This is a genomic window from Cupriavidus sp. FW305-26, assembly GCF_058787975.1.
Genome location: NZ_JBYTAH010000017.1, coordinates 73,601 through 94,599, shown reverse-complemented (window position 1 = coordinate 94,599; position 20,999 = coordinate 73,601). Strand labels below are relative to the sequence as shown.

General features: G+C 67.9%; 16 protein-coding genes. 5 read left to right on the top strand and 11 right to left on the bottom strand.

Translation table 11 applies throughout. The features are described from left to right. Window positions 1-51: 51 nt before the first annotated feature. The 7 genes from AC3WQZ_RS12595 to dapC all read right to left on the bottom strand — a co-directional run bounded on the left by AC3WQZ_RS12595 (window position 52) and on the right by dapC (window position 5,567). Window positions 52-348, bottom strand: a complete 297-nt coding sequence (locus AC3WQZ_RS12595; RefSeq protein ID WP_492300641.1) for a hypothetical protein — start codon at window positions 346-348, stop codon at window positions 52-54. Between the two features lie 62 nt (window positions 349-410). Next, a complete protein-coding gene (gene prmB, locus AC3WQZ_RS12590; RefSeq protein WP_035815487.1) occupies window positions 411-1,304 on the bottom strand; it encodes a 50S ribosomal protein L3 N(5)-glutamine methyltransferase in 894 nt (297 codons plus the stop codon). Window positions 1,305-1,330: 26 nt separating this feature from the next. Beyond that, on the bottom strand, window positions 1,331-2,482 hold the full coding sequence (gene dapE / locus AC3WQZ_RS12585) for a succinyl-diaminopimelate desuccinylase (RefSeq protein ID WP_011615477.1): 1,152 nt from the start codon (window positions 2,480-2,482) through the stop codon (window positions 1,331-1,333). 19 nt (window positions 2,483-2,501) lie between these two features. After that, window positions 2,502-2,849: an ArsC family reductase gene (locus AC3WQZ_RS12580; protein WP_010814181.1), complete on the bottom strand. Its 348-nt coding sequence runs from the start codon at window positions 2,847-2,849 to the stop codon at window positions 2,502-2,504. Window positions 2,850-2,871: 22 nt separating this feature from the next. Then, entirely contained in the window at window positions 2,872-3,255 is a 384-nt protein-coding gene (locus AC3WQZ_RS12575; RefSeq protein WP_011615476.1) for a hypothetical protein, read from the bottom strand. 97 nt (window positions 3,256-3,352) lie between these two features. Then, window positions 3,353-4,180 (bottom strand): 2,3,4,5-tetrahydropyridine-2,6-dicarboxylate N-succinyltransferase, encoded by an 828-nt coding sequence (dapD, locus tag AC3WQZ_RS12570; protein WP_010814179.1) that lies wholly within the window; start codon window positions 4,178-4,180, stop codon window positions 3,353-3,355. A 187-nt stretch (window positions 4,181-4,367) separates the two neighbouring features. After that, on the bottom strand, window positions 4,368-5,567 hold the full coding sequence (gene dapC / locus AC3WQZ_RS12565) for a succinyldiaminopimelate transaminase (RefSeq protein WP_010814178.1): 1,200 nt from the start codon (window positions 5,565-5,567) through the stop codon (window positions 4,368-4,370). Between the two features lie 194 nt (window positions 5,568-5,761). On the opposite strand from dapC, the gene AC3WQZ_RS12560 reads away from it, so the two are divergent. Continuing rightward, the gene (locus AC3WQZ_RS12560) at window positions 5,762-6,730 is read left to right on the top strand and encodes a DMT family transporter (protein ID WP_010814177.1); all 969 of its coding nucleotides are present in this window, start codon (window positions 5,762-5,764) and stop codon (window positions 6,728-6,730) included. A 17-nt stretch (window positions 6,731-6,747) separates the two neighbouring features. Here AC3WQZ_RS12560 and AC3WQZ_RS12555 read toward each other — a convergent pair whose 3' ends face one another. Then, a complete protein-coding gene (locus AC3WQZ_RS12555; RefSeq protein ID WP_010814176.1) occupies window positions 6,748-7,575 on the bottom strand; it encodes a ferritin-like domain-containing protein in 828 nt (275 codons plus the stop codon). 430 nt (window positions 7,576-8,005) lie between these two features. Here AC3WQZ_RS12555 and smc point away from each other — a divergent pair, with 430 nt between their 5' ends. The 4 genes from smc to def are packed head-to-tail and all read left to right on the top strand — an operon-like array spanning window position 8,006 to window position 15,533. Next, a complete protein-coding gene (gene smc / locus AC3WQZ_RS12550; protein ID WP_010814175.1) occupies window positions 8,006-11,521 on the top strand; it encodes a chromosome segregation protein SMC in 3,516 nt (1,171 codons plus the stop codon). Continuing rightward, window positions 11,518-12,843, top strand: coding sequence for a cell division protein ZipA C-terminal FtsZ-binding domain-containing protein (locus tag AC3WQZ_RS12545; RefSeq protein ID WP_037024882.1), 1,326 nt, complete (start codon window positions 11,518-11,520; stop codon window positions 12,841-12,843). Before smc ends, AC3WQZ_RS12545 begins: the two co-directional genes overlap by 4 nt. A gap of 12 nt (window positions 12,844-12,855) precedes the next feature. After that, the gene (gene ligA, locus AC3WQZ_RS12540; protein ID WP_010814173.1) at window positions 12,856-14,985 is read left to right on the top strand and encodes an NAD-dependent DNA ligase LigA; all 2,130 of its coding nucleotides are present in this window, start codon (window positions 12,856-12,858) and stop codon (window positions 14,983-14,985) included. A 14-nt stretch (window positions 14,986-14,999) separates the two neighbouring features. After that, window positions 15,000-15,533 (top strand): peptide deformylase, encoded by a 534-nt coding sequence (def, locus tag AC3WQZ_RS12535; RefSeq protein ID WP_010814172.1) that lies wholly within the window; start codon window positions 15,000-15,002, stop codon window positions 15,531-15,533. A gap of 88 nt (window positions 15,534-15,621) precedes the next feature. Here the strand turns inward: def and AC3WQZ_RS12530 are convergent, their stop codons facing one another. The 3 genes from AC3WQZ_RS12530 to map all read right to left on the bottom strand — a co-directional run bounded on the left by AC3WQZ_RS12530 (window position 15,622) and on the right by map (window position 20,956). Beyond that, complete coding sequence (locus AC3WQZ_RS12530) at window positions 15,622-17,442, bottom strand: pseudouridine synthase (protein WP_492300640.1); 1,821 nt, start codon at window positions 17,440-17,442, stop codon at window positions 15,622-15,624. Between the two features lie 22 nt (window positions 17,443-17,464). Then, a complete protein-coding gene (locus AC3WQZ_RS12525) occupies window positions 17,465-20,050 on the bottom strand; it encodes a [protein-PII] uridylyltransferase (RefSeq protein ID WP_492300647.1) in 2,586 nt (861 codons plus the stop codon). Window positions 20,051-20,137: 87 nt separating this feature from the next. Then, on the bottom strand, window positions 20,138-20,956 hold the full coding sequence (gene map, locus AC3WQZ_RS12520) for a type I methionyl aminopeptidase (RefSeq protein WP_010809602.1): 819 nt from the start codon (window positions 20,954-20,956) through the stop codon (window positions 20,138-20,140). Between the last annotated feature and the right edge of the window lie 43 nt (window positions 20,957-20,999).

Below are 20,999 nucleotides of genomic sequence, written 5' to 3'. Positions count from 1 at the left end.
GATGCGGGGAGGCGGGTGTTGCTGGGGGTCACGGCTTCAACAGCGGCCTGCTCAGGCCGCGTAGTCTCGGTACTGCGCGATCTCGGCCGCTACCAGCGGGCGCAGGGTTTGCCACTGCACCGGCTGCGGAGCGAACACGCTGTTGTTGTTATCGGAGGAAATGCACAGGCGCACCTGCGCGACGTGGCCGGCGGCATCGGTGCGTACGTGCAGGATGCGGGTCGACCGCGGTGGCTGCCAGGTGATGGGCGGCAGGAAGTAGGTCCTGCCGCTGCCCCGCTCGGACGGGTCGGTGACAAGACCGAACGTGGTGCCTAGCAGTGAGTGTAGAGCGTGCGCGGTCAGCATGGTCGGCGCGTGGCCGGTGTTCGCCCAGATTGCATGGCAGGCGAGCCGGCCTGCCTGTCCACTCAGCCCGGCAGGGCGTCGTAGGTCAGCAGGAATACCTGCTCATCCCCCGCACTGACCGGCAGCCAGACGATTTCCAGTTCAGGGAACGCGGCTTCCACGTTGGCGTGCTCGTTGCCGATCTCTACCACCAGCACGCCGCCCGGATTCAGGTGCGCCTTGGCGCCGGCGATGATCCGGCGCACCACGTCCATGCCGTCGTCGCCGCCAGCCAGGGCGATGCGCGGCTCGGCCAGGTATTCCGGCGGCAGCGCCTGCATCGAGCCTTCGTTGACGTAGGGCGGGTTGGTCAGGATCACGTCGTAGGTGGCGCCGTGCGGCAGCGGCGCGTACAGGTCGCCTTCATACAGCCGGATGCGGTCGTCCATCTTGTAGTCGGCCACGTTGCGGCGCGCCACGGCGAGCGCGTCGGGCGAGATGTCGACGGCGTCGATCTTCGCGTTCGGCCACACGTGCGCGGCCACGATCGGCAGGCAGCCGGAACCGGTGCACAGCTCCAGCACCGGGCCGATGCTGTCGGTCTCGCCGACCCAGGGCTCCAGCCCGTCCTGCAGCAGTTCGCCGATAAAGCTGCGCGGCACGATCACGCGTGAATCGACGTAGAAGCGCAGGCCGTGCATAAAGGCCTCGTGCGTGATGTAGGCGGCCGGCACGCGCTCATTGACGCGGCGGTCGATGACCTTGAGCACGGCATCGACTTCCTCGGGCAGCAGGCGCGCGTCCAGGAAGGGATCGAGCGTGTCGAGCGGCAGGTTCAGCGTATGCAGCACCAGGTAGGCGGCTTCGTCATAGGCATTGGCGCTGCCGTGGCCAAAGGACAGGCGCGCGGCGGTAAAGCGCGAGACTGCGAGACGCAGCAGGTCGCGCACGGTGCGCAGGGGAGAGGGCGTTGCCATGTATGGGTGTCTTTCGGCGAAAAAAATCAGGCGACGAGACGTTCCAGCACGCCGCGGTAGACGTTCTTCAGCGGCTCGATGAAGCGCACTTCAACGTGCTCGTCGATCTTGTGGATGCTGGCGTTGGGCGGGCCGAACTCGATCACCTGCGGGCAGATTTTGGCGATGAAACGCCCGTCAGAAGTGCCGCCGGTGGTCGACAGCTCGGTCTTGACGCCGGTCTCGGCCTCGATCGCCGACGACAGCGCGTCGGACAGCTCGCCGCGCGGGGTCAGGAAGGGCTCGCCGCCCAGGGTCCAGTCCAGCGCGTATTCGAGCTGGTGGCGGTCCAGGATCGCATGCACGCGCGCCTTCAGGCCTTCGGGCGTGCTGGCGGTCGAGAAGCGGAAGTTGAAGTCGATGGTGACGTGGCCCGGGATCACGTTGGTGGCGCCGGTGCCGCCGTGGATGTTCGACATCTGCCAGCTGGTCGGCGGGAAGTACTCGTTGCCCTGGTCCCAGACCTCGGCGGCCAGCTCGGCCAGCGCCGGCGCGGCTTCATGGATCGGGTTGCGGCCCAGGTGCGGGTAGGCGATATGGCACTGAATGCCCTTGACCGTGAGCTTGCCCGAGAGCGAGCCGCGGCGGCCGTTCTTGACCATGTCGCCGAGCGTGTCGACCGAGGTCGGCTCGCCGATCACGCAGTAGTCCAGGCGCTCGCCGCGTGCGGACAGGGCCTCGACCACCTTGATGGTGCCGTCGTGCGCCGGGCCTTCCTCGTCGCTGGTGATCAGGAAGGCGATCGAGCCGGCATGCGCAGGATGCGCCTTGACGAACTCTTCCACCGCCACCACGAAGCCGGCGATGGAGGTCTTCATGTCGGCGGCGCCGCGGCCGTACAGCTTGCCGTCGCGGTGCGTCGGCGCGAACGGGTCCGAATGCCACTGCTCCAGCGGGCCGGTCGGCACCACGTCGGTATGGCCGGCAAAGACCAGCAGCTTGCCGTCCTTGCCCTGCGTGCCGCGCCTGACCGCCCACAGGTTGGTCACGCGGAAATCGTCGGGGCCGCTGACGAGCGCTTCGCAGTCGAAGCCGAGCGCCTTCAGGCGGGTTTCCAGGATGGCCTGGCAGCCTTCGTCGGCGGGCGTGACGGAGCGGCGGCGGATCAGGTCTTCGGTGAGGGCGAGGGTGGCGGTCATCGGACTACGGAAATGGAAATCAGAACTGGCCGGCGTACTGGTCGGCGGAGAAGCCGACCATCACCTTGCCATCGTGGGCCAGCACCGGGCGCTTGATCAGCGACGGGCTTTGCTGCATCAAGGCGATCGCGCCGGCTTCCTGCTCGGCGCGGGCCTTGTCGGCGTCCGACAGCGTGCGCCAGGTGGTGCCCTTGCGGTTGAGCAGCGTGGCCAGCGGCACATGCTTCAGCCAGCCGCGCAGCATGGCTTCATCCACGCCCTGCTTCTTGAAGTCGTGGAAGGTGTAGGCCACGCCGTTGGCATCCAGCCAGGTGCGGGCTTTCTTGACGGTATCGCAGTTGGGTATGCCGTAGAGCAGGACGGTCATGGCTAGTCTTGATGGATTGGATTCAGCGGAACAGCAGGTTCAGCGCGATCACCAGGCCGCCCAGGCCCAGCGCCACGCCGCCCATGGCCACCGCGGTCATCAGGCGTAGGCGGCGGTCCAGCCGGGCGGCTTCCTTGCGCAGCGCGTCGATGGTGATGGCATGTTGCTCGGCCAGCAGCTTGACGGCCTCGGCCTGCTGCACGGCAGCGGCTTCCAGCTCGGCGATGCGGGCGGCGGGATCGCGCGTGTCGGCCACCGCGCCTTCCGGCGTGCCGTCCTTGCGCTTGTTCTTCTTCAGTTTCTCGATGGTCTTGTTGGCCTGCTCGAGAATGGTGGGCAGCAGGGAGAGCACGGTACTGACGGTGGTGGGATCCAGGGCCATGAGTCGCTTGCGGAGGGAAGGCATGTTCAGCCTGGCCAGGCGGGGTGACAACGGAAATACTGCCCCGGGGCCGGGCCCCGGGACGGGGCGGCGCAGCCGTTGCGGGCTGCGCCAGGCGTGCTCAGTCGCCGCGCAGCAGGTCGTTCAGGCTGGTCTTGGCGCGGGTCTGCGCGTCGACCTTCTTCACGATCACGGCGCAGTACAGGCTGTACTTGCCATCCTTGGACGGCAGGTTGCCCGCCACCACCACCGAGCCGGCCGGCACGCGGCCATAGTGGATCTCGCCGGTTTCGCGATCGTAGATCTTGGTCGACTGGCCCAGGTACACGCCCATCGAGATCACCGAGTTCTCTTCCACGATCACGCCTTCAACCACTTCCGAGCGCGCGCCGATAAAGCAGTTGTCTTCGATGATCACCGGGTTGGCCTGCAGCGGCTCCAGCACGCCGCCGATGCCCACGCCGCCCGACAGGTGGACGTTCTTGCCGATCTGTGCGCACGAACCGACCGTGGCCCAGGTGTCGACCATGGTGCCTTCGTCGACGTAGGCGCCGATATTGACGTACGACGGCATCAGCACCGCGTTCTTGGCGATGAACGAGCCGCGGCGGGCCACGGCCGGCGGCACCACGCGGAAGCCGGCCTTGGCGAAGTCGTCTGCGCTCCAGTTGGCGAACTTGGTCGGCACCTTGTCGTAGAACTGGGCAAAGCCGCCGGCGCTCATCGGCGCGTTGTCTTCCAGGCGGAACGACAGCAGCACGGCCTTCTTGATCCACTGGTTGACGATCCAGTCCTTGCCTTGCTTCTCGGCCACGCGCAGCGCGCCGGAATCCAGCTGGCTGATGACGTTGGCGACGGCCTCGCGGATGTCGTTGGGGGCGGACTTGGGCGACAGGCTGGTGCGGTCTTCCCAGGCCTGGTCGATCAGGGCTTGCAGAGCTTGCGTCATGTTCGTTTTCTCAGGTGTTGAATGTTGATGTTCGGCCAATTGTGTTCTCCCTCTCCCCTCAGCGGGAGAGGGTCGGGGAGAGGGGTGGTCTAGCAAGGCACCACGCTGGTAGAACCGCCTGCCCTCTCCCCCGGCCCCTCTCCCGCAAGCGGGAGAGGGGAGCAAACCAGTGGTCAAGGCCAAAGCCTCAGGCCAGCGATTTGCAGAATTCCACGATCCGGCGCGCACCTTCCAGGCATTCCTCCGGCGTCGCCACCAGCGCCATGCGCACGCGGTTTGCCCCCGGGTTAATGCCGTCGGCTTCGCGCGCCAGGTAGCTGCCGGGCAGCACGGTCACGTTCTGCTCGGCCAGCAGGCGCGCGGCGAATTCGGTATCGGTGAGGCCGGTGCGCGAGACATCGGCCCACAGGTAGAAGCCTGCATCGGGCAGCGCCACGTCCAGCACCTCAGCCAGCATCGGCGTGACTTCGCTGAACTTGCGCACGTAGGCGGCGCGGTTCTCGCGCACATGCGATTCATCGTTCCAGGCGGCGATGCTGGCGCTCTGCACCGCCGGGTTCATGGCGCCGCCGTGGTAGGTACGGTATAGCAGGAATTTCTTCAGCAGCGCGGCGTCGCCGGCGACGAAGCCCGAGCGCAGGCCCGGCACGTTGGAGCGCTTGGACAGGCTCGAGAACATCACCAGCCGGTCAAGGCCGCGGCCCAGCTTGTGCGCGGCTTCCAGCGCACCCAGCGGGGCGCGGCCCTCGTCGAAATAGATCTCCGAGTAGCACTCGTCCGAGGCGATCACAAAGCCGTAGCGGTCCGACAGCGCAAACAGCTGCTTCCAGTCTTCCAGCGACAGCACCGCGCCGGTCGGGTTGCCGGGCGTGCACACAAATAGCAGTTGCACCTTCTGCCAGACCTCGTCGGCGATGCGGTCGAAGGCCGGGGCGAAGTTGCGCGCCGGGTCGCTGTTGGCGAACACCGGGGTGGCGCCGGCCAGCAGCGCCGCGCCTTCGTAGATCTGGTAGAACGGGTTGGGGCACAGCACCAGCGCGCCCGCGCGGGTGCCGTCGACCACGGTCTGGGCAAAGGCGAACAGCGCCTCGCGCGAGCCGGTCACCGGCAGCACTTCGGTGGTGGCGTTGACCTTGGGCAGGCCGTAGCGGCGTTCCAGCCAGCTGGCGATGCACTGCCGTAGTGCATCGGAACCTGCCGTTGTGGGATAATTCGCCAGCCCCGCGAGCGACTCTGCCAGCGCTTGCTTGATGAATTCAGGCGTCGGATGCTTGGGCTCACCGATGCCAAAGCTGATGGCCGGCTTGTCGGCAGGCTTTACCTGCGCAAAGAGCACCCGCAGTTTCTCGAACGGGTAGGGCTGGAGCAGGTCGAGGCGCGGATTCACAGTGTCAGTCGGGGCCGGTTAAAACGACGCATTATAGAGGAACGGCGCGGGTTTCCGTGCGCCGGCCCGGCCCGCGCGGCCGGCCACGAGCACGGATGGCGGGCATCACGCCCTGGTGATGCCGCCGGCGCCGTCCGGACCCTGCCTGCCTGTCACCGGTCGGCGGCCCGGCTCGCCTCGCTTTGATCCCCTTTATGAGCACAAATACTGTTGCGGCGCAGCATGCGCCGGCCGACCGCCATGCGGTCAAGGCATCGCTTTCCATCCTGATCGGCGCCTCGGTCTGGGGCATCGCCTGGTTCCCGTACCGCGTGCTGGCGGGCTGGGGTCTGGGCGGCATGCACGCCGCGGCGCTGGTGAGCTCGGTCGCGGCGGTGCTGTCGCTGCTGGTCTTCCGCCGGCACCTGGCCGGCCTGCGCCCGCACTTGCTGTTTGTCGCGATCGGGCTGGCGGCGGGCGTGACCAACGCCGGCTTCGTCTGGGGCAGCGTCAACGGCCATGTGATGCGCGTGCTGCTGCTGTTCTACCTGACCCCGGTCTGGACCGCGCTGTTTGCCCGGCTGTTCCTGGGCGAGCGGCTGTCGGCGGCGGGGCTGTCGCTGGTGGCGCTGGCCCTGTTCGGCGCCGGGCTGATGCTGTGGACGCCCGAGGTCGGCGTGCCGCTGCCGGGCTCCGCCGCCGAATGGTCGGGCCTGATCGGCGGCATGGGCTTTGCCGTCAACAATGTGCTGTCGCGCCGCGCCGGCCAGCGCTTCCCGGACATGGACGCACGCGTGCGCACGGTGGTGGTCTATCTGGGCTGCACGGTGGTGGGCGTGCCGGCCGCGCTGCTGCTCGATGGCCCGTCGGTGGCCATCGTCGCGGGCGCGCAGGTCAGCGTGGGCATGCTGGTGCTGGGCCTGGCGGCGGTGCTGGTGGTCAGCAACTCGGTGGTGCAATACGGGCTGCAGCGGCTGCCGGCCAACCGCGTGTCGCTGCTGATGCTGTTCGAAATCGTGATCGCAGCGCTGTCCTCGTGGTGGTTGGCGACCGAGGTGCTGAGCTGGAAGGAAGCGGCCGGCGGCCTGTGCATCATCGCCGCCGGCGCTTTGTCGGGACTGGTGCACCGGAGCCGCGCGCCGGCGCCGGCCGCAGCGGGCGCCGAGGCAGCGGCATGTCACTGACTGAGCCGGCGGGTGCTTCAGTGCAGCATGACCCGCGACACCATTGCCACCAGTGGCGTCCGTACCGCGCGCTCGACGCCGCGGTGCAAGTGCAGCGGCCGCAGCAGCATCTTCACGGTCATTTCGATGGGGATGTTGCGCCGGATCACCCCGGACACGCGCGCATTGAGCGCGCGCACCTCGGCTTCTGACACCGCTTCCACACCGCGCTCCATGCGCAGCACATTGCGCAGCGCGATCGCGGCGTCCTCGTTCTTGATCTCCAGCAGCCGGCGCGCCAGCGCACCCAGCACGCGCAGCCGGCCCAGCCGCTCGGATGCCGCAAAGCGGTTGAAGTACTGGTAGAAGTGCTTGTAGTGCCGCACCTCGTCGTTGGAGATGCGCCGCGTCAGGTCGCGCAGCACCGGTTCGTCGCTGGCCTGTTCCAGCGCGCGGTAGTAGGCGGCGGTGCCGGTTTCCACCACGCAGCGGGCCGCCATTTCCAGGCCCTCGGTCGGCTCGAACTGGTCGATCGAGCAGGTCTTGCTGTACTCGTCGAAGAAGCGTGCATAGCCGCGCTCCCAGTTGAATTCCGGCCAGACATGCTCGACATAGCGCCGCAGCGCCAGCCCGTGCTGCAGTTCCTCGGCTTCCCAGTGCTCGGCAAGCCAGTCGGCCGCGTCGGGCACACGGGCGTAATAGGTGGCAAGGTTGCCTGCATAGGTGTCGGATCCGCTCTCGATGAACGAGGCCGACACCAACAGGTAGAAGAGATCGCGGTCGCCGCGTACGCGTTCCACGTCGATCGCCTGGTAGTTGATGTCGCTGACAGACCACGGCCGGGCGGCCGTTGACGGTTCACTCATGCTCTGTCCTCCTGGTTGGCCAAAGGCTGCGAGGGGCGTTCATGGGCGTTTGGCTCGGAGCGCATCCGGAGTCACGCCGACAGATCAGAGACTAGCATTTACCCTAATTAGTTTCCCGGCGATTGGCCGGCAACGCTGGCTGACAGCGCCCACGGCGCCTGCCAAAGTGCTTGCGGAAACGCTTGTAAGGGGCGGAATAGCAAGGGAAATCGGCCATGGGATATGACGCCGGGGCGACTGCCAAACGGGCCGGCGAAGGCATCTGCGATGGTATGATTAGCCCCAATTCTCGGGCCCGAGGGGTATTTTGAGGTGCTGGCGTCACGCCGCGCCGGCTCCCGCGCAGCCCGGCTTTCTGAACAGTGCAATAGCCCCGATACCAGGCCGACCCGGTTCCGATACCGGAGTGGCCGATACCACACGAGAAACCGTGCGACTATCCTCGATCAAGCTGGCGGGCTTCAAGTCATTTGTCGATCCCACCAATTTTCAAGTGCCCGGCCAACTGGTCGGCATCGTAGGTCCCAACGGCTGCGGCAAATCGAACATCATCGATGCGGTGCGCTGGGTGCTGGGTGAGTCACGTGCGTCAGAGCTGCGTGGCGAATCCATGCAGGACGTCATCTTCAACGGCTCCACCGCGCGCAAGCAGGCCGGCCGGGCGAGTGTCGAACTGGTGTTCGACAATGCCGAGGGCCGCGCCGCCGGCCAGTGGAGCCAGTACGCCGAAGTCGCGGTCAAGCGCGTGCTGACCCGCGACGGCACTTCGTCCTACTACATCAACAACCAGCCGGTGCGCCGGCGCGACATCCAGGACATCTTCCTGGGCACGGGCCTGGGCCCGCGCGCCTACGCCATCATCGGGCAGGGCATGATCTCGCGCATCATCGAGGCCAAGCCCGATGACATGCGCATCTTCCTGGAAGAAGCCGCGGGCGTGTCCAAGTACAAGGAACGCCGCCGCGAAACCGAAAACCGCCTGTCCGACACGCGCGAGAACCTGACCCGCGTGGAGGACATCCTGCGCGAACTCGGCAGCAACCTCGAAAAACTGGAAGGCCAGGCCGAGGTGGCGCAACGCTTCAAGACGCTGCATGCCGACGGCGAAGAAAAGCAGCACCTGCTGTGGCTGCTGCGCAAGCGCGAGGCCCAGCAAGAGCAGGAACGCCACCAGCGCGCCATCGAGCAGGCCCAGATCGACCTGGAAGCGCAGACCGCGCAGCTGCGCCATGTCGAAGCCGAGCTCGAAACCATGCGCGCCGCGCATTACGCGGCGTCCGATGGCATGCACGCCGCGCAGGGCGCGCTGTATGAGGCCAACGCCGAAGTTAGCAAGCTCGAAGCCGAGATCCGCTACGTGGTGGAATCGCGCAATCGCGTGCAGGCCCAGATCGCCGCGCTGACCGGGCAGCGCGAGCAGTGGCAGGGCAAGGCCGAACAGGCCACCGACGAGCTGGCGCAGGCCGAAGAAAACCTGGCCGTGGCCGAAGGCCGCACGGTCGAGGCGCAGGAAGCCGTCGCCCACAAGAACGACGAACTGCCGACGCTGGAAGGGCAATGGCGCGACGCCCAGCAACTGCTCAACGAGCAGCGCGCCGGCATCATGCAGGCCGAGCAGGCCCTGAAGCTCGAAGCCGCGCAGCAGCGCAGCGCCGACCAGATGCTGCAGCAGCTGGAACAGCGCCGCGAACGCCTGTCGGCGGAAGAAAAGGGCCTGGACCGTCCCGACGAGACCCGCCTGGAGCAGGCCCGCGCCGAGCTGGCCGAGCAGGAAGCGCTGGTCGAGGAAGCCCAGGCCGTGCTGGCCGACGCCGAAGAGAGCGTGCCGCGCCTGGACGAAGCGCGCCGCGCCGCGCAGGCGCGCGTGCACAGCGAAGCCTCCGCAATCGCCACGCTGGAGGCGCGCCTGTCGGCGCTGCGCCAGCTGCAGGAGAACGTGCAGACCGACGGCAAGGTGCAGCCGTGGCTGGCCAGGCATGAGCTGGCCGAGCTGCCCCGCCTGTGGAAGAAGGTCCATATCGAGCCGGGCTGGGAAAACGCGCTCGAATCCGTGCTGCGCGAGAAGCTGGCCGCGCTGGAAGTGTCGAACCTGGACTGGGTCAAGGCCTTCCTGTCCGACGCGCCGCCGGCCAAGCTGGCGTTTTACTCGCCGCCGGCCGCCGCCCGTCCGCTGGAAACGCCTGCCGGCCTGCGCCCGCTGATGTCGCTGGTCCAGATCACTGAGCCGGGCATCCGCGCCGTGATGCAGGACTGGCTGGCCGATATCTATGTCGCCACCGACATGGCGCAGGCGCTGGCCGCACGCAACACGCTGCCTGACGGCGCGTCGTTCGTCGTGGCCGAGGGCCACCTGGTGGGCCGCAACGCCATCCAGATCTACGCCGCCGATTCCGAGCAGGCCGGCATGCTGGCGCGCGAGCAGGAGATCGAAAATCTGCAGAAGCAGGCGCGCGCGCAGCTGCTGCTGTCCGACGAAGCCAAGACCCAGGCGGTGCGTGCCGAAGCGGCCTACACCCAGGCCAGCCAGGGGCTCGGCGATGCCCGCGCGCGCGCCGAGCAGGCTACCCGCCGCGTGCACGCGTTGCAGATGGACGTGCTCAAGCTGTCGCAGGCGATGGAGCGCTACTCCGCCCGCAGCGGCCAGATCCGCGAGGAGCTGGACGAAATCCACGCGCAGATCGAGGAACAACGCGCCATCCGGGCCGAATCCGAAGCCAGCTTCGAGCAGCATGACGCCGCGCTGGCAGAGATGCAGGCCACTCACGAAGACCAGCAAATGGCCTTCGAGGCGCTGGACAGCAAGCTCTCGGGCGCGCGCCACCAGCTGCGTGATTTCGAGCGCGCCGCACAGGAAGCCCTCTTTGCCGAGCGCAACCTGGCCAGCCGCATCGACGAGCTGCGCCGCAATATCCAGGTGGCCGCCGACCAGGCCGAACGCATCGCCGAATCGCTGGAAAACGCCCGCGCCGAGCTGGAGACCATCAACGAGCAGACCGCGCATACCGGCCTGCAGGAAGCGCTGGAGCGCCGCGCCGAGAAGGAAGAAAAGCTCACCATCGCGCGCACCGAACTCGATGCGCTGTCGGCGCAATTGCGCCAGCACGACGAGCAGCGCCTGGCCGCCGAGCGCAGCCTGCAGCCGCTGCGCGACCGCATCACCGAGCTGCAGCTCAAGGAACAGGCCGCGCGCCTGAACCAGGAGCAGTTCAGCGAGCAGCTGACCGCGGCCGAAGTGGACGAGGCCGCGCTGGCCGACAAGCTGACCGGCGATCTGAAGCCGTCATACCTGCAGGGCGAAGTCACGCGCATCAACAACGCCATCAACGCGCTGGGCCCGGTCAACATGGCCGCGCTCGATGAACTGGCGGCGGCGCGCGAACGCAAGACCTTCCTCGATGCGCAGTCGGCCGACCTGAACGACGCCATCAATACGCTGGAAGACGCGATCGCCAAAATCGACCAGGAAACCCGCGCGCTGCTGCAGGGCACCTTCGACCAGGTCAACCATCATTTCGGCGAGCTGTTCCCGTCGCTGTTCGGCGGCGGCCAGGCGCGCCTGATCATGACCGGCGAGGAAATCCTCGACGCCGGCGTGCAGGTGATGGCGCAGCCCCCGGGCAAGAAGAACTCGACCATCCACCTGCTGTCGGGCGGCGAGAAGGCGCTGACCGCGATTGCGCTGGTGTTTGCCATGTTCCAGCTCAACCCGGCACCGTTCTGCCTGCTGGACGAGGTGGACGCGCCGCTGGACGACGCCAACACCGAACGCTACGCCAATATGGTGGCGCGCATGTCGGACAAGACTCAATTCGTTTTCATCTCACATAACAAGATTGCCATGGAAATGGCTCATCAACTCATTGGCGTGACCATGCAGGAGCAGGGCGTTTCGCGTATCGTGGCCGTGGATATGGACGCGGCGGTTTCGATGGCGGAGGCAGCATGAAACTGAACATGGACCTGCAGACCGCGCTGATCGTCGCGGGCCTGGTTTTCGTGGTACTGGTGTTCGGCTACAACCAGTGGCAGATCCGCAAGGCGCGCCGCCCGCGCGAGCTCAGCCCCGAAGACGACCTGCCGCCGATGCGCGAGCCGGTGGTCGGGCAGGGTACCGCGCCGGAAACCGCCGCGCGCCTGCACGAAGCCGCTGCCGAACAGGCACCGCGGCGTGAGCCGACGCTATCTCCGGCGCAGGCCACGGCCGGTGCCGCGGTGGCGACGGACAGCAACCATGCGGCTGCCGCCGCTGCGGCCGCCGCAAGCACCGCGGACGCCGACGAAGTCGTCGCCGAGGAAGTGTCCGTCGCGACCGCCGCGACGCATGCCGAGGCCGCCGAGGACGAGGCTGAAGCCAAAGCCGAGGCCACTCCGGCCCCGGTTCCCGCACCTGCACCCGCCCCAGCTCCGGTGGCCGCCGTGCCCGATGGCCAGCCCACGCCTGCCTTGATCGATCCGCTGATCGACTGCATCGTGCCCCTGCACCTTGAGCGCAAGGCCTCCGGTGACCGCATCCTGCCGCTGACCGGCCGGCTGCGCCGCGCCGGCACCAAGCAGGTCCATATCGAGGGCCTGCGCACCGAAGCCAATGCATGGGAGCCGGTCACCGCCGGCCACCAGTACGAAGACCTGCAGGTCGGCGTGCAGCTGGCCAACCGCGGCGGCCCGCTCAACGCGCTGGAATTTTCGGAGTTCATCACCGCGGTGGAGTCGCTGGCCGAGTCGCTCGACGCTTCGGCCGACCTGCCGGACATGAGCGAGACCGTCGCCAATGCGCGCGAGCTCGACGGCTTTGCCGCCGGCTGCGACGTGCAGCTGGGCGTCAACGTGATCTCGGATGGCGCGCCGTGGTCGGCGGCGTACGTGCAGAACGTTGCCACGCAGGACGGGCTGGTGCTGTCGCGCGACGGCACGCGTTTTATCCGCTACCAGGCCAATGCCGAGGGCGTGCAGCGTCCGCTGTTCACGCTGCAGTTCGGCGACACCAACTTCCTGCGCGACGACCTGACCGTCAAGGCCGGCCGCCAGATCACGCTGCTGCTCGACGTGCCGGTGGCCGACCAGGCCGCCAAGCCGTTCAAGACCGTGTGCGAATACGGTCACACGCTGGCCCAGCGCATGGGCGCGCAGCTGGTCGACGACAATATGCGGCCGCTGACCGAGGCCTCGTTCGTCGCGATCTTCAGCCAGCTTGAAACGCTGTACAACAAGCTGGAAGCGCGCGGCATGCCGGCCGGTTCGTTGGTGGCGCAGCGCCTGTTCAGTATCTAGCCGGAGCCTGCCATGACCGCAACACACCGCGGCGCGCAGGCAGATGCCTCCGCGCCCGCCGGCCCCTTGCCGCCCGAAGCCGCCGCCAAGCGCGTGGCCTGGCTGCGCGACGAGCTGGATCGCCACAACTACCAGTACTACGTGCTGGACGCGCCTACCATTCCCGACGCCGAGTACGACGCGCTGTTCAGCGAGCTGCAGGCGCTGGAGCTGGAGCATCCCGAACTGCAGACGCCGGACTCGCCCACCCAGCGCGTGGGCGGCGAGCCGCTGTCGGCCTTCGATTCGGTGCGCCACCGCGTGCCGATGCTGTCGCTCAACAACGGCTTCGCCGACGACGACGTGCTGAACTTCGACCGCCGCTGCGCGCAGGGCCTGGGCCGCACCGCGCCCGCAGCCGGCGAGCAGGACCTGTTCAGCGCGGCCGATGCGGTCGAGTACGCCTGCGAGCTGAAGTTCGACGGCCTGGCCATGTCGCTGCGCTATGAGGACGGCAGGCTGGTGCAGGCCGCCACCCGCGGCGACGGCGAGACCGGCGAAGATGTCACGGTCAACGTGCGCACCATCAAGGCGATCCCGCTGAAGCTGCGCGGCCAGGCTCCCGCCGTGCTTGAAGTGCGGGGCGAAGTCTTCATGTACCGCGGCGACTTCGACAAGCTCAACGAACGCCAGGCCGAGGCCGGCGAGAAGACCTTCGTCAACCCGCGCAACGCCGCCGCGGGCAGCCTGCGCCAGCTCGATCCGCGCATCACCGCCAAGCGGCCGCTGTCGTTCTTCGCCTACGGCCTGGGCGAGCTGCAGGGCGTGGACCGTCCGCCCACCCACAGCGCCATGCTCGACGGCTTTGCCGCGCTGGGTCTGCCGGTGTGCAAGGACCGGGCGGTGGTGAAGGGCGCGCAGGGCCTGCTGGATTTCTACCGCGATATCGGCCAGCGCCGCGACGCGCTGCCGTATGACATCGACGGCGTGGTCTACAAGGTCAACGCACTGGCCGAACAGGAGCGCCTGGGCTTTGTCTCGCGCGCGCCGCGTTTTGCGCTGGCGCACAAGTTCCCGGCGCAGGAAATGACCACCATCGTCGAGGACATCGAAGTGCAGGTCGGCCGCACCGGCGCGATCACGCCGGTGGCGCGGCTCAAGCCGGTGTTTGTCGGCGGCGTCACGGTGACCAACGCCACGCTGCACAACGAGGACGAGATCCGCCGCAAGGACGTGCATATCGGCGACACCGTGATCGTGCGCCGCGCCGGCGACGTGATCCCGGAGGTGGTCGCCGTGGTGACCGAACGCCGCCCCGACGATGCGCGCGCGTTCGTGATGCCGACTGCCTGCCCGGTCTGCGGCTCGCATATCGAAAAGCTGGAAGACGAAGCCATCGCCCGCTGCACCGGCGGCCTGATCTGCGCCGCGCAGCGCAAGCAGGCGCTGCTGCACTTCGCGCAGCGGCGCGCCATGGATATCGAAGGCCTGGGCGACAAGCTGGTCGAGCAACTGGTCGACCAGGGCATCGTGCGCACGCCGGCGGATCTGTTCAAGCTGGGCGTGGCCAAGCTGGCCGCGCTGGAGCGCATGGCCGACAAGTCGGCGGCCAACCTGGTGGCGGCGATCGACGCGTCGCGCGAGACCACCATGAACCGCTTTATCTTCGCGCTGGGCATCCGCCATGTGGGCGAAGCCACCGCCAAGGACCTGGCCAGGCATTTCGGCAAGCTCGATGCGCTGATGGCAGCCGACGAAGCCGCGCTGCTGGAGGTGAACGACGTCGGCCCGGTGGTGGCGCAGTCGATCGCGCACTTCTTTGCCGAGCCGCACAACGTCGAGGTCATCGAACAACTGCGCGCCGCAGGCGTACACTGGACGGAAAGCGAGCCGGTGGCCAAGGCCCCGGCGCCACTGTCGGGCAAGACCTTCGTGCTGACCGGCACGCTGCCCACCATGTCGCGCGAGGACGCCAAGGAACTGCTGGAAGCCGCCGGCGCCAAGGTGGCGGGTTCGGTATCGAAGAAGACCGACTACGTGGTCGCGGGCGCCGAGGCAGGCAGCAAGCTCGACAAGGCCGAGGCGCTGGGCGTGCCGGTGCTGGACGAGGCCGGCATGCTGGCGCTGCTGGCAGAGGCCGGCGCCGCGCCGGCACAGGAATAACCGGGGAAACAACCATGATCCGCGAGATTCTCAAGATGGGCGATCCGCGCCTGCTGCAGGTGGCGCGGCCGGTGGAGCGCTTCAATACGCCGGAGCTGCGCACGCTGATCGAAGACATGTTCGACACCATGGACCACGCCAACGGCGCGGGCCTGGCCGCGCCGCAGATCGGCGTGGACCTGCAGGTGGTGATCTTCGGCTTCGACCGCAACCCGCGCTACCCGGACGCGCCGACCGTGCCCAAGACAGTGCTGATCAATCCGGTGCTGGAAATGGAGTCCGACGAGATGGAGGACGGCTGGGAGGGCTGCCTGTCCGTCCCCGGCCTGCGCGGCGTGGTGCCGCGCCACCTGCGGCTGAAGTACAGCGGCCATGACCTGATGGGCAACCGCATCGAGCGCGTGGCCGAGGGCTTCCATGCGCGTGTGGTGCAGCATGAGTGCGACCACCTGCAGGGGATCCTCTATCCGATGCGGATCAAGGACTTCAGGCAGTTTGGGTTTACGGAGGTGTTGTTTCCGGATCTGCCGCCGAATAACGACGATTGAAGAGCTGTGCGGCGCGGTATCGAACCCGCGCAAGGCGCAAAAAAACCGGTCCCCAGGACCGGTTTTTTTGTGTCGGCGAATTCCGGAATCAGAACTTCTCAAACTGCCCCAGGAACCGCCACTTGCCCGGCGGCAGGTCCCCCAGCACCACGCGTCCCATGCGCACGCGCTTGAGGCCGACCACCTGCAGCCCGACCTGCTCGCACATCCGACGGATCTGGCGCTTGCGGCCTTCGCGCAGCACGAAGCGCAGCTGCTCCTCGTTCTGCCAGCTCACCTTGGCCGGCTTGAGGGGAACGCCATCCAGCGACAGCCCGTGGCGCAGCAGCTCGAGATCATCGGCCGGGAATTCCGCGCTGATATTGCGCTCGACCACGCCCTGCGGCGAGTGCCAGATCACGCGCACCAGGTATTCCTTCTCGACGGTCGAATCCTCGCCGATCAGCGCGCGCGCGACGCGGCCGTCCTGCGTCAGCACCAGCAGGCCGGTTGAGTCGATATCAAGGCGGCCGGCGGGTGCCAGGCTCTTGCGTTGCCACGGGGCAAAGCGCTTGCGCGTGGGATCGCCTTCCCACTGGTTCTCGGGGGTGAACAGCACCGCGGCCGGCTCGTAGCCGTCTTCGGCCTGGCCGGAGACGTAGCCCACCGGCTTGTTCAGCAGCACCGTGACACGCTCGCCTTGTTCGGAGCGCGCTTCCTGCATGATCTCGATCACGGCGTCGGGGCGGATGCGGCTGCCCAGTTCGGTCACGGGCTTGCCGTTGACCAGCACCCAGCCGTGCGGGATCCATTCGTCGGCTTCGCGGCGCGAGCACAGGCCCAGTTCGGACATGCGCTTGGACAGGCGCACCAGGCCATCGTCGTGGCTGGACTCGGCGCGGGCGGGCTTTTCCTGGCGCGCGGCCGGTGCCTGCTGGCGTGCCGGGCCTGCGGTGCGGATGCGGTCGGCGGTGTCGCTGAAGCGGCGTGCCGGCGCGGTGCCTTCACGGCGGCGCTCGCCCGACGGCGCGGGGCGCGGGCGCTGCTCGTCATCGCCATAACGGCGCGGACGCGAGTCGGCGCCTTCGAAGCGGCGGGGACGGTTCTCGTCGTCGCCATAGCGGCGCGGGCGCGAGTCGGCGCCTTCGAAGCGGCGAGGGCGGTTCTCGTCATCGCCAACGCGGCGCGGACGCGATTCGGCGCCTTCGAAACGGCGGGGGCGGTTGTTGTCCTCGCCAGCACGGCGCGGCGGACGCGAATCACCGCCCTCGAAGCGGCGCGGCGGGCGCGCTTCGCCGCCTTCGAAATGGCGCGGACGAGCCTCGCCGCGATCGTCGCCAGTGCGGCGCGGGCGGTTGTCGTCGTCGCCAAAGCGGCGCGGCGGACGCGAATCGCCGCCCTCGAAACGGCGCGGACGTGCCTCGCCGCGATCGTCGCCAGTGCGGCGCGGGCGGTTGTCGTCGTCGCCAAAGCGGCGCGGCGGACGCGAATCGCCGCCCTCGAAACGGCGCGGACGTGCCTCGCCCCGGTCATCGCCAGTGCGGCGCGGGCGGTTGTCGTCGTCGCCGAAGCGGCGCGGCGGGCGCGCCTCGCCGCCTTCGAAGCGGCGCGGACGTGCCTCGCCCCGGTCATCGCCGAAGCGGCGCGGACGCGCCTCGCCGCCTTCCGGGCGGCGCGGGCGTGCCTGGCGTTCGCCGTCAGCGGGACGCGGCGCGCGGGCCTGCGCTTCGCCCTGGGCCGGACGGCCGCCGGTCTTGCCGCCGGCGCGCTCCTGGGCGCGCTTGATGCCTTCGGAGACGGCTTGCACGCGCTTGCGGTTCAGGTCGGACACGCGCACGGGGCGGGTACCGGTCTTGCGCGCGGCCGTGCCGGTGTCGCTGGCGGCCTTGATACCTAGCGTCTTGCGCTTCGGCGAATTGCTGTCGGTCATATGTTGATGCTGCCCGCCCGCCTCAGATGGCGAGGGCGGCGAGCAAGTCCTGTTCAAGCTGAATCTGCAATCGGTTGTCGGCCGCCCGGCGGCGGGCCCCCTCGACCAGGAACACGTCTTCGACGCGTTCGCCCAGGGTGTTGATGCGTGCCGTGTGGACGGATACGCGATGCCGTGCCAGTACGCGGGCGATGGCGTACAGCAGGCCGGTGCGGTCGTTGGCGGACAGCGACAGCAGGTAATACTGGCCGCGCTCGTCGGGGCGCAGGTCCACGCGCGGCTTGATCGGGAAGCTGCGCGACTGGCGCGACAGCCGCCCCTGCGTGGGTTCGGGCAGTGCGCCTTGCAGGCGCAGCCGCTCGCACAGTTCGTGCTCGACCAGCGCGATGATGTCGCGGTAGCTGCCGCCGTCGCCGGCCATGCCGGGGTCGGTGACCTGGAACGTGTCCAGCGCGTAGCCGTGGCGCGTGGTGTGGATCTTGGCGTCCTGGATCGAGAATGCCTTGCGCTCGAAGTAGCCGCAGATGCGCGCGAACAGGTCGGGCTGGTCCTTGACGTAGACCGCCACCTGCAGGCCTTCGCCGGCGGGGGAGACGCGTGCCTTGACCACCGGCGTGGGGCTGTCCACCTTGTTGTACAGGTGGCGCGTGAGCCAGGCGATATCGTGCGAATCGTGGCGCAGGAAGAAAGCCACGTCGAGCTGCGCCCACAGGGACTTGCCCAGCGCCGGGTCGAAGGCCTTCAGGCGCAGCTCGGAGATGGTGTCTTCCTTGCGCTGCGACCACAGCGAATGCGAATCCACGCGCGCGCCGCCGAGCACGCGCAGCGTGATGTGGTACAGGTCTTCCAGCAGCTTGCCCTTCCACGCGTTCCATACCTTGGGGCTGGTGCCGCGGATGTCGGCCACGGTCAGCAGGTAGAGCGCGGTCAGGTAGCGTTCGCTGCCGACCACGCGGGCAAAGGCGTGGATCACATCGGGATCGGTCAGGTCCTGCTTCTGCGCCACGTGGCTCATGGTCAGGTGGTGCTCGACCAGCCAGCAGACCAGGTCGGCGTCTTCGCGCGCAATGCCGTGCTGCTTGCAGAAGCGGCGCGCATCCACGGTGCCAAGCTTCGAGTGGTCGCCGCCGCGGCCCTTGGCGATGTCGTGGAACAGCGCTGCCACCCACAGCACCCACGGCTTGTCGAAGCTGGCCATCAGCTGGCTGCAGAACGGGAACTCGTGGGTGTGCTCGACGATGGCGAAGCGGCGCATGTTGCGCACCACCATCAGGATGTGCTGGTCCACGGTGTAGACGTGGAACAGGTCGTGCTGCATCTGGCCGACGATGCGCCGGAAGTTGATCAGGTAGCGGCCCAGCACGCTGGTCTGGTTCATCAGGCGCAGCGCGTGGGTGATGCCCTGCGGCTCCTGCATGATGGCCAGGAACAGGCGGCGGTTTTCCGGATCGTTGCGCCAGCCCGCATTCATCACGGTGCGCGCGTTGTACAGCCCGCGCAGCGTGCGCGGCGACAGGCCTTTCACGCCGGGCGTGCGCTGGTACAGCAGGAAGGTTTCCAGGATCGCGTGCGGGTCGCGTTCATAGATGTCGTCGCTGGTGATTTCCAGCATGCCCTGGCGCTCGACAAAGCGCTCGTTGAGCACGCGCGTCACCTGAGACTCGCTCGGGAACAGCATCGCCTCGATGTTCAGCAGCAGCACGCTGTTGAGCTGCGTGACTGCCTTGGCCGCCCAGTAGTAGCGGCGCATCAGTTGTTCGCTGGCGCGCTTGCTGGTGGTCTGGCGATAGCCGAAGGACTCCGCCAGCGCGGTCTGCAGGTCGAATACCAGCACGTCCTGGCGCCGGCCGGCCACCAGGTGCAGGCGCGCGCGGATGGTCTTGAGCAGGCGCTCGTTGCGCGCGAGCTCCTGCGCTTCGCGCTGCGTCAGCAGGCCGCGCTCGAAAAGTTCTTTCCAGCTGTCGCCCAGGCCCGCCGCCTTGGTCATCCACAGGATCACCTGCAGATCGCGCAGGCCGCCGGGGCTTTCCTTGCAGTTGGGCTCGAGCGAGTAGGGCGTGTCCTGGTACTTGGCGTGGCGCTGGCGCATTTCCAGCAGCTTGGCCTGGAAGAACGCGGCCGGGTCCAGGTCGGCGAGGTAGCGCGTACGCATCGACTCGAACAGCTTGCGGCTGCCGGTCAGCAGCCGCGCTTCCAGCAGCGAGGTCTGGATGGTGACGTCCTGGCGCGACTCGCGGATGCAATCGTCCACGGTGCGCACCGAAGAGCCGATCTCCAGCCCGAGGTCCCAGCACAGGCCGATAAAGCGCTCCAGGCGCCCGGTGGTGTCCTGGTCTGGCTCGGCGGGCAGCAACAGCAGCACGTCGACGTCGGAGTAAGGCAGCAGCTCGCCGCGGCCATAGCCGCCCACCGCCACCAGCGCCGCGCCCGCGGGCATCCCCAGGCCGCGCCAGGCTTCCACCAGCCCGGCGTCGACGGCGCGGCGCAGCCGCGTGATCAGCGTGCCGACATTGGCGCTGATGTTGAAGTCGGCAAACAGTGCCTGCTTGTCGGCTTTGAGCTGGTCGCGCACGCGCGCGGCAAGCAGCAGTTCCGGCGTGGTGTCCATGGTGGTGGCGGGCTCGGCGAGCGAATTGGTGGGCACGGCTGGAAAAAGAAAGGCGCCCGGTCAGGCGCCCCTGGCTTCAGTGCGACCTCAGGCCGCGACGGAATCGGTGATAAAGGCCGGCGGCGCCGGGCTCCCGGCCGATACCGTGAGGACCTCGTAGCCGGTCTCCGTGACCAGCACGGTGTGCTCCCACTGCGCCGACAGGCTGCGGTCGCGGGTCTTGACCGTCCACTGGTCGGGCATGGTGCGGATATCGCGCTTGCCGGCGTTGATCATCGGCTCAATGGTGAAGATCATGCCGGCCTTGATCTCGGCGCCGGTGCCCGGGCGGCCGTAGTGCAGGATCTGCGGGTCTTCGTGGAAGTTCTTGCCGATGCCGTGGCCGCAGTACTCGCGCACCACGCTGTAGCCGGCGGCTTCGGCGTGTATCTGGATGGCGTGGCCGATGTCGCCCAGACGGGCGCCGTGGCGAACCTGCGCGATACCCTTCCACATGCATTCATAGGTCACCTGCGACAGGCGCTTGGCCAGGATCGAGCCCTCGCCGACGATGAACATGCGGCTGTTGTCGCCGTAGTAGCCTTCCTTGGTGATGACCGTGATGTCCAGGTTGATCGCGTCACCGTTCTTCAGCACGCGGTCGCCCGGAATGCCATGGCAGATCACGTCGTTGACCGAGGTGCAGATCGCGCCGGGGAAGGGCGGATAGCCGGGGGGGGCATAGTTCAGGCACGCCGACACAGTGCCTTGCACTTCACGCATGTAGGCGTGGCACAGGCGGTCGATCTCGCCGGTGGTGATACCTGGCTGAACGAAGGGCGTGATGTAGTCGAGGACCTCGGACCCAAGGCGGCAAGCCACGCGCATCTGGGCGATGTCTTCGGCGGTGTTCAGGTGAATGCTCATGCTGCGTCGCCAAAAAAGTGATGGCGAGGCCACTGGCCGCGCC